We start from the raw sequence: 8082 nt of genomic DNA, 5'->3' as shown, positions 1-8082 counted from the left end.
CTTCCGCCCTCGCCGGCTACCATTACGGTCCCGACCATCGCGGGGTGCAGGCTGCAGTAGTACGGGTACTCTCCCGCCTCGGTGAACATGAATTCATAGGTCCCGTTCGCGAGTATCAACTCTGATGCGGGATTCTCTACAGTGCCGCCGAACTTTCCATCCGCTGTATTATCAGCGCCAGAAGTCGCGGTATGTGGCTGGGTATCCTTGTTCGTCCATACCACGGTATCACCCACGTTAACTTCGACAGGGTTGGGCGAATAAGCGTTGGTGGTCTTGGTCGATGCCCCTGGAACAATGTCGACGTTTACTGTGGCTGCGAATGCGGGCTGGCTTGGCAATGCCATCGTGGTAGCAAAAATAGCTACCAGTCCAGCAACTAGTGCTGTATATCTCTTCATTAAAATGAAACTCTGCTGCAAATTTAAAACCGTTTTGGGGGATTGTTCTACATGATTGTTCTATGCAGCATGTTTTTAACGGCGGGCCGGGGATGAACCCCATGCGCATCGTGTCGTTTTTGCCAAGCGCCACCGAAACGCTTTACGAACTGGGGCTTGGCGGCAGCGTAGTGGGCGTGACCCACGAGTGCAAATATCCCGCGGCGGCAAGGAGAAAGCCGCAGGTGATACGCCCGTCCTTTGACCCTGCCAAGATGACTGGGCGGCAGATAGACGGCAAGATTGTCGAGCTTTTAGATGCAGGCCGGGACATTTACATTGTTGACGACGAGCTCTTGAAAAAGGCAGACCCGGACCTGATAGTCTCGCAGGGGCTGTGCGAGGTCTGCTCCCCGTTTACCAAAGAGACAAGCAGGGCCGTCAGCGTGCTTGGCGGCAAGCCAGACGTGCTTGTGCTCGACCCGCATGACCTTGATGACATACTGGTGAGCATAATGGACGTCGCAGAAAAGGTCGGCAGGGTAAAGGAGGGGCGCAAGCTTGTCGCGTCGCTGCAAAAGCGCATCGACGCCGTAAGGATGATGAAGGCCAAAAGCAGGCCGAGGGTGATGTGCATCGAATGGGTCGACCCGTTTTTCACCGCGGGGCACTGGGTCCCGCAGATGGTAGAATATGCCGGCGGCGTGAATGGCGCCAGCGTCGCCGGCGAGCAGTCGCGCAGGATGGACATTGACGAGGTCGCCAGATTCGACCCGGAGATCATAATCATGATGCCGTGCGGCTTTGGGGTAAAGAGGACGATGGAAGAGATGAAGGTGCTCAAGGGGAACAAAAAGTGGGAGTCACTTCGGGCAGTCAAAAAGGGCGACGTTTACGCTGTCGAATCTGGAGCATACTTTAGCAAGCCCAGCCCGCGCACCATAATAGGACTTGAAATCATGGCCAAGATAGTGCACCCCGAGGCGGCTAGGAAGATAAAGGTGCCAAAAGGGTCGTACAAGAAAGTGCGACAGTCGCAATAAATGTGCAGATGAAAAAGGAAAAGAGAAAAGGTTACTGAGTCAGCGAGACTTCGATGTAGACGTCTTCAGGGATCTTTAGCCTCATCAGCTGCCTGATTGCCCTGTCGTCCGCGCCTACGTCGATTACGCGCCTGTGAATCCTCAGCTCGTATTTGTCATAAGTGTTGGTGCCCTGACCGCAAGGCGACTTGCGCGTCACGATCTTCATGCGCTTTGTAGGCAGAGGATGGGGGCCGCGGATCTTGATCCCGCTCTTTTCGCCCATTCCCTTGATCTCGGTGCATACGCCCTCAAGCGTTATGAGGTTCGTGCTTGTGAGTTTGATTCTTGCTGCCTGTGGCATCTTTTTCACTTACTTTTTGTTCGGGTCGTACTTTTCCGTGATGCTAAGGACTACGCCTGCAGCGATGGTTGTGCCCATGTCGCGGAGTGCGAACCTGCCGATCTCGGGAAAGTCCTTGAAGGTCTCTATTGGCAACGGTCGTACCGGCTTTATCCTGACGATTGCTGCGTCGCCTGTTTTCAGGAACTTGGGTGCCTCTTCAGTCGTCGCGCCCGTCCTTGGGTCAATCTTGGACACAAAGGCCGAAATGGTGGCTGCTACCTGCGCAGTGTGCGCGTGCAGCACTGGCGTGTATCCAGGCGCGATTGCCGTCGGGTGAGAGATGACGATGATGCGAGCCTCGAACTCCTTTGCAACCATCGGGGGGTTGTCTGCCGGGCCGATGACGTCGCCGCGCTTTATCGATTTCTTGTCGATGCCGCGGAGGTTAAAGCCGACGTTGTCGCCTGCCTCTGCCGACTCCATCTGGGTGTGGTGGGTCTCGATGGACTTGACCTCGCCAACTGCGCCGGACGGCATGACGACCACCTTGTCGTTTGGCCTCATCTTGCCGGTCTCGACCCTGCCCACTGGCACGGTGCCTGCGCCGGTGATTGTGTATACGTCCTGTACCGGGATCCTGAGCGGCTTGCCGATTGGCTTTTCTGGCGGCTCAAATGCGTCCAGCGACTCTGCAAGCGTGACGCCCTTGTACCATGCCATGTTCTCGGATCTCTTTACCAGGTTGTCTCCCTTCCATCCCGACACGGGAACGAAACTAATCTTGGCCGTGTTGTAGCCGACGGACTTTAGCATCTTTTCCACGCTGTCCTTGACTTCCTTGTAGCGGCCTTCCTGGTAGCCGACGTCATCCATCTTGTTCAGCGCCACCACTATCTGGCCCACGCCCAGGGTCTTGGCAAGGAATGCGTGTTCCCTGCCCTGACCTCCCGACTCGATGGATGCCTCGGTTTCACCAGGCTTGACAGAGATGACCAGGATTGCGGCGTCTGCCTCGGAGGCGCCGGTGATCATGTTCTTGATAAAGTCCTTGTGACCCGGAGCGTCTATGAGTGTGAAGAAGTACTTGGCGGTCTCGAATTTCTGGAAGGCGAGGTCGATTGTGATACCCCTTTCCCTCTCGTCCTTGATCGAGTCCATGACCCAGGCGTACTTGAAAGTATCGCCCTTGCCTGTAGCTTCGGATTCTTTTGCATATGCATCGATGGTTCTCTGGTCGATAGCGCCCAGATCAACCAACAAGTGACCTACTGTAGTAGATTTACCATTATCTACGTGGCCTACAACCACAATGTTAAGGTGTGGTTTTTTGCTAGCGCTCATAGAGCAACAACACGCCATGGGCTTTATGTATATTTCGGCTCGAATTGTTGCGAATTCTTGTACGCCTCATGGCCGGTTTTTGGCGCGGCAATGCACGCGCGCCGGCCGAACAGCCCAATAATTGTAGAGAAATGTATCGCAAGAGTTTTAAACCAAAGACAGCGAGTTTCAAAACATGCGAGTTACAATCAGCGCCATCAAGGCGGACATAGGAGGCATTGGCGGCCACACGCGCCCAAGCGACGAGCTTGTGGCATCGGTCAAGAGCTTTGTGGCCAAGAACGCAAAAGGTTTGCTAATTGATTATTACATAGGCTATACCGGCGACGACATCCACATAATCATGACCCACAAGCAGGGCGTCGACAACGCCAAGATACACAAGCTTGCGTGGGACGCCTTTACGGTGGGGACGGCGGTCGCAAAGGAGCAGGGCCTCTACGGCGCGGGGCAGGACCTGCTAAAGGACTCGTTCTCTGGCAACGTCAAGGGCATGGGTCCGGGCGTCGCAGAGATCGAAGTCGACGAGCGCCCAAGCGAGGTTTTCTGCATCTTTGCCGCTGACAAGACAGAGCCGGGCGCCTACAACTTCCCGCTGTGGCGCATGTTCGTCGACGCGCGCAGCAACACCGGCCTGCTCATCAACGAAAAGCTTGCAGCCGGCGTCGTCGTCAGGATACTGGACGTGATGACCGGCAAGATAGCGGACTTGAAGATGTGGGAGGACAAGGCAGAGCTTGAAGCGGCGCTTATGTACCCGGGCCGCTACGTCGTCTCCGCGGTCTTTTCCGACGACATGGCAGAGCAGATCGTCTCTGCGTCGACTGACCGGCTGCACAACATCGCCGGCACATACGTCGGCAAGGACGATCCTATCATGATAGTCAGGACGCAAAAGAACTTTCCAGCCACCGAGGAAGCCGGCAGCGCCTTTAACGACCCGCACTATGTCGCAGGCAACACTAGGGGGAGCCACCACATGCCCCTCCAGCCGGTAAAACTGAACTCGGCTGCGAGCCTCAACTATTCCATACCCATCGTGTCGTGTTTGCTGTTTTCGATGCACAACGGCAAGCTGGTAGGCCCGCACGACGGCTTTGGCACCGTGGACTGGGACCTACAGAGGATGTGGGCGTCAGAGCGGGCGATGATAATGCGCAACCAGGGCTTTATCCACCCCGCCACGCTCATCCCAGAAGAGCTTGAATACAACAAGGGCTATGAGGCGCGCATGGACAAGCTAAAGTCGAAATTCAGGGACATGGAAGAGAGCAAGAAGGGCAAAGGGAAGCGTTGAACAGGCCCCTCATAATTAATTTCAAGAATTACGGAGAGGCGTCGGCAGGCAGGACGGTCGAGCTTGCCGTCGACGCGCAGGACGTTGCAGAAAAACTCGGCGTCGAAATCGTGCTGGCGCCCCCGCAGCCGGCCCTTGCCCTCGTATGCAAGGCAGTCAGCAAGATCCAGGTGGTCTGCCAGCATGTCGACGACGCGCAGCCGGGCGCGACCACCGGCTTTTTCGTGCCAGAGGTCGCCAAGTCGTACGGCGCCGCAGGCTCGCTGATAAACCACAGCGAGCACAGGATAGGGATGCCTGCCATCAAGAGCCTTGTCGAGCAGATGCGCCGGCTCGGCATGGTTTCCATAGTGTGCGCCCAGACGCCTGGCGAAGTGAGCATGGTTGCAGATTTCAGGCCGGATTTCATCGCCATCGAGCCGCCAGAGCTCATCGGGAGCGGGCGGGCGGTGTCAAAGGAAAACCCTGCCATCATCACCGACTCGATAAAGGCGGCTGGCGGCAGAGCCAAAGTCATCTGTGGCGCCGGCATCACAGACAAGGGCGACGTTGCCAAAGCAATAGAGCTTGGTTCCCACGGCATCCTGGCGGCAAGCGGAATCGTGAAAGCCAAATCGTGGCCGGAAAAGATAGCCGAGCTTGCTTCGGGAATGCACCTGTTGTAGCAGGAAGAGGCCGATCTGAACGTTGCAACACTTGCCCTGTTGCAGCAAGCGTACAGAACATTCTAACGTTTTGGCAACACCTAACCCCAATCGCAAAGCCGGTTCTATGCGATTAATGGCGTAATGATAACAAGTTTCCGGACCATCCTCCAGAATATCGTCAGGTTCTCCTCAAATTACCGCCGGAAATGAACAGAGCGTTAACCTACTAGTTGCGGCTCGTATGAGAGGGACATGAAGACTGCGTCAAAATCGTTACAGGGAAGGTTTTACATTTGAGTTCTCAGATTGTCAGGACCAGCGAAATGAGCAAGAGCCGCTGGTTGGTCAGGGCCCTCATCCTGGCCGCGGTTGGCATAGTCCTTGCGGTAAAGCTATACTTTTTGATTTTCATCGTCGACTTTGTCATAGGCATCTACAGCTTTGTAACCACGGCTGTCCTCTTTACGGTCCTGCTCCTCGCGTATGCCAGGTTCAGGGACCCGTACCTCGCCGCCCAGGAAAAGGTGCTGACAAGCGCCAAGCCGCTTGTCAGCATCATTGTGCCGGCAAAAAACGAGGAGGGCAACATAAGGGAATGCGTCCAGGCGTGCATTGACTCGACTTACCAGAACAAGGAGATAATCATCGTAAACGACGGCAGCACGGACAGGACAACCGAGATACTCGACGAGATGCGCAGGAGCTCAAACATCACCGTCATCCACATGTCAAAGAGCGCGGGCAAGAAAAAGGCCGTCAAGGCCGCGACCGACATTGCAAGGGGCGAGATATTCGTACTGACGGACAGCGACATCACGATTGCGCCGGATGCCGTCGAAAAGACGGTCGAGATCTTTCAGAGCGACAAGGCCGTCGGGGCCGTAACCGCGCATGGAAGGGTGAGAGGAGCTGCGCAGGGCAATGCGCTTGAAAAGATCCAGGATGTCTGGTACGACGGCCAGTACAGGATAATCAAGGGAATAGAAGGCTCTTTTTCCTCCCTCACCTGCTGCTCGGGCGCGTACACTGCCTTCAAAAAAGAGGCGGTCCTGCCGTTCATGGACAGGTGGGCCAACGACAGGTTTGCAGGCGTGGACTTTAAATTCTGCACCGACAGGCTGATGACGGCTTTTGTGCTGGGCTCCGGCCCGCAGCCAGCAAGCAGCAAGCAAGCCACGGCAAGCAGAAGCATTTCGATACTTGAAACGGGAGACGACAGCCTTGACAGGATGAAGTCAACGTCCGACCCCGACTTGGAAGAAGGCGAAGATTCGCCCAAAGGTCTGTGGAAAGTCCTCTACAGCCCGAGTGTAAAGGTCCTCATTGGCCCGCCCACAACCTTCAAGTCCCTGATCAAGCAGCAGATAAGGTGGCGCAAGAGCTTTATCCGGAGCATCTTTGCCACCGGCGGCGTATACTGGAGGAGGCCGCTGCCTGCAGCAGTTATCTATTACCTGCAGACGGGGCTAAAAATAATCCGGCCCCTGATAGTACTCAACGCGCTCGTACTTTTGCCGCTGCAGGGCGACCTGCTGTCGGCCGCGTTTTACCTTTCAGGCGTGCTCTTTACGGGCATGATATACGGAATAGAGTTCAGGCTGAGGAATCCCGGCAACAGCCAGTGGCTGTACCGGCCCATCATGACGCTGCTTTCGACATTCGTGTTCAGCTGGCTTTTGATATACGCGGCCGTCACTATCAGAAAGTCGGCCTGGAGATAGGCGGGGGAGAAGATTGGCAGCTATTAACCCTCGAACCAAGGACAGGCCCATCAAAGGCAGAAAGAAGAGGTGGGACGCAATCGTGGTAGGAATCGGCATGACGCTCGCATTTAGCATCGTGCTGATGAGGCTCACGGGATATTTCCCGTGCGATATCGTCAATGCGCTCCAGCCGTCTGCGGCCATCAATTGCGGAGACTCTGTAGAATCAAACTTTGGCGCCTTTTTCGAGTGGGGCAAGAATTTGATCGCATCCTATCTTCCCTAGCCCCGGCCTTTTCTCATAAAGGTCGCAAGTTTTAGCGAGTTTTATTATCGAGGTTGAGATACCAGAATGGCAATTAGGCTCCAGGGCATATATCTGTAATAGCTACCTAGAGTACGGCTTTAGTTTCAGCATTGAGGCTTAGCCTACTTAATTATGCCCCATAACACTTGAGTGTCACGTTTAGCCCTTCTTCGAGTTGGTTTGACCTCGCAGCATGACGTAAAAAGTCAATATGAATTCATACTCGCCTGCTCTGTGAGACGCCATGAATATGGGAACACATAATGAAAAAGCTGAATCACAAAAAGTACTCGTGATCGGCCTTGGTCAGATCGGATACAGTAACGCAGAGTACATGACTCGCCGCGGCCTCCACGTCGAGGGCTTTGACATCAGCGAAAAGGCGATCAAGAGGGCACTGGACGACGGGGTTATCCAGAACAGGGCAACGGGCTTTGCAGGGTACGATTACTATTTCATCTGCATCTCCACCCACAACCCCGACGACATGTTCGTGCCCTACCAGCAGGGGATTTTTGACCTTGCAGAAGCGATTGCAAAAGAGGGCAAGGAAGGGGCGCTGCTTGGAATAGACAGCACCATAACAAGGGGCACCACGAGGAAGGTCTGCGACATCGTGAGGCACAAGCTGCACGTCGTCCACGTTCCGCACAGGTTCTACATCCACGAAAAAGACAAGCATGGCGTGAACCAGACGAGGGTGCTTGGCGGCTGCGAGAGCTGCTGCGTCGAGAAAGGCAGGGAATTCTACGGCGACATGCTTGGAATCCCGCTCCACGCCGTGAGCGCGGTCGAGACGGCCGAGCTGACCAAGATAGTGGAAAACACCTACAGGTACGTAGAGATCGCGTTTGCAGAGGAGCTAAAGATTTTCTGCGACAATTCCGGCGTCAGCTTTGGCGAGCTGAGGGAGGCGATAAACACGAAATGGAACATCAAGATACTCGACGCCAAGGAAGGCATCGGCGGGCATTGCCTGCCAAAGGACAGCCAGATGTTCCTCACCCTGACCAGAAACGAGCTTGAAACGAGCATAATA

Annotated in this window: 9 protein-coding genes; 6 read left to right on the top strand and 3 right to left on the bottom strand. The window is 55.2% G+C overall.

The features are described from left to right. Positions 1–341 (bottom strand): cupredoxin domain-containing protein (locus tag ACREAY_RS07890; RefSeq protein ID WP_431755226.1); only part of this gene is annotated, 341 nt, incomplete at its 3' end. A gap of 122 nt (positions 342–463) precedes the next feature. On the opposite strand from ACREAY_RS07890, the gene ACREAY_RS07885 reads away from it, so the two are divergent. After that, on the top strand, positions 464–1423 hold the full coding sequence (locus tag ACREAY_RS07885; protein WP_431755225.1) for a cobalamin-binding protein: 960 nt from the start codon (positions 464–466) through the stop codon (positions 1421–1423). 31 nt (positions 1424–1454) lie between these two features. On the opposite strand, the gene rpsJ is transcribed toward ACREAY_RS07885, so the two are convergent. After that, positions 1455–1766, bottom strand: coding sequence for a 30S ribosomal protein S10 (gene rpsJ, locus ACREAY_RS07880; protein WP_431755224.1), 312 nt, complete (start codon positions 1764–1766; stop codon positions 1455–1457). A gap of 9 nt (positions 1767–1775) precedes the next feature. Continuing rightward, a complete protein-coding gene (tuf, locus tag ACREAY_RS07875) occupies positions 1776–3089 on the bottom strand; it encodes a translation elongation factor EF-1 subunit alpha (protein WP_431755223.1) in 1314 nt (437 codons plus the stop codon). A gap of 175 nt (positions 3090–3264) precedes the next feature. Here tuf and ACREAY_RS07870 point away from each other — a divergent pair, with 175 nt between their 5' ends. The 5 genes from ACREAY_RS07870 to ACREAY_RS07850 form a co-directional block, all read left to right on the top strand. After that, the gene (locus tag ACREAY_RS07870; protein WP_431755222.1) at positions 3265–4386 is read left to right on the top strand and encodes a fructose-1,6-bisphosphatase; all 1122 of its coding nucleotides are present in this window, start codon (positions 3265–3267) and stop codon (positions 4384–4386) included. Beyond that, a complete protein-coding gene (gene tpiA, locus ACREAY_RS07865; protein ID WP_431755221.1) occupies positions 4383–5051 on the top strand; it encodes a triose-phosphate isomerase in 669 nt (222 codons plus the stop codon). The genes ACREAY_RS07870 and tpiA overlap by 4 nt, the downstream gene beginning before the upstream one ends. A gap of 275 nt (positions 5052–5326) precedes the next feature. After that, positions 5327–6754, top strand: a complete 1428-nt coding sequence (locus tag ACREAY_RS07860) for a glycosyltransferase family 2 protein (RefSeq protein WP_431755220.1) — start codon at positions 5327–5329, stop codon at positions 6752–6754. Between the two features lie 13 nt (positions 6755–6767). After that, positions 6768–7022: a hypothetical protein gene (locus ACREAY_RS07855; protein ID WP_431755219.1), complete on the top strand. Its 255-nt coding sequence runs from the start codon at positions 6768–6770 to the stop codon at positions 7020–7022. 265 nt (positions 7023–7287) lie between these two features. Further along, positions 7288–8082, top strand: a 795-nt coding sequence (locus tag ACREAY_RS07850) for an NAD(P)-binding domain-containing protein (protein WP_431755218.1), incomplete at its 3' end; no start/stop codon positions are given.

This window comes from Nitrososphaera sp. (assembly GCF_050748925.1).
Lineage (GTDB): Archaea > Thermoproteota > Nitrososphaeria > Nitrososphaerales > Nitrososphaeraceae > Nitrososphaera.
The sequence above is the reverse complement of the archived record's forward strand: the minus strand, read 5'-3'. Positions and strand labels throughout refer to the sequence as shown.

Bases quoted from the DNA above. Each gene is read 5' to 3' on its own strand.
- ACREAY_RS07870 (WP_431755222.1), top strand. From the start codon at position 3,265: ATGCGAGTTACAATCAGCGCCATCAAGGCGGACATAGGAGGCATTGGC.
- rpsJ (WP_431755224.1), bottom strand. From the start codon at position 1,766: ATGCCACAGGCAGCAAGAATCAAACTCACAAGCACGAACCTCATAACG.
- tuf (WP_431755223.1), bottom strand. From the start codon at position 3,089: ATGAGCGCTAGCAAAAAACCACACCTTAACATTGTGGTTGTAGGCCAC.
- ACREAY_RS07885 (WP_431755225.1), top strand. From the start codon at position 464: ATGCAGCATGTTTTTAACGGCGGGCCGGGGATGAACCCCATGCGCATC.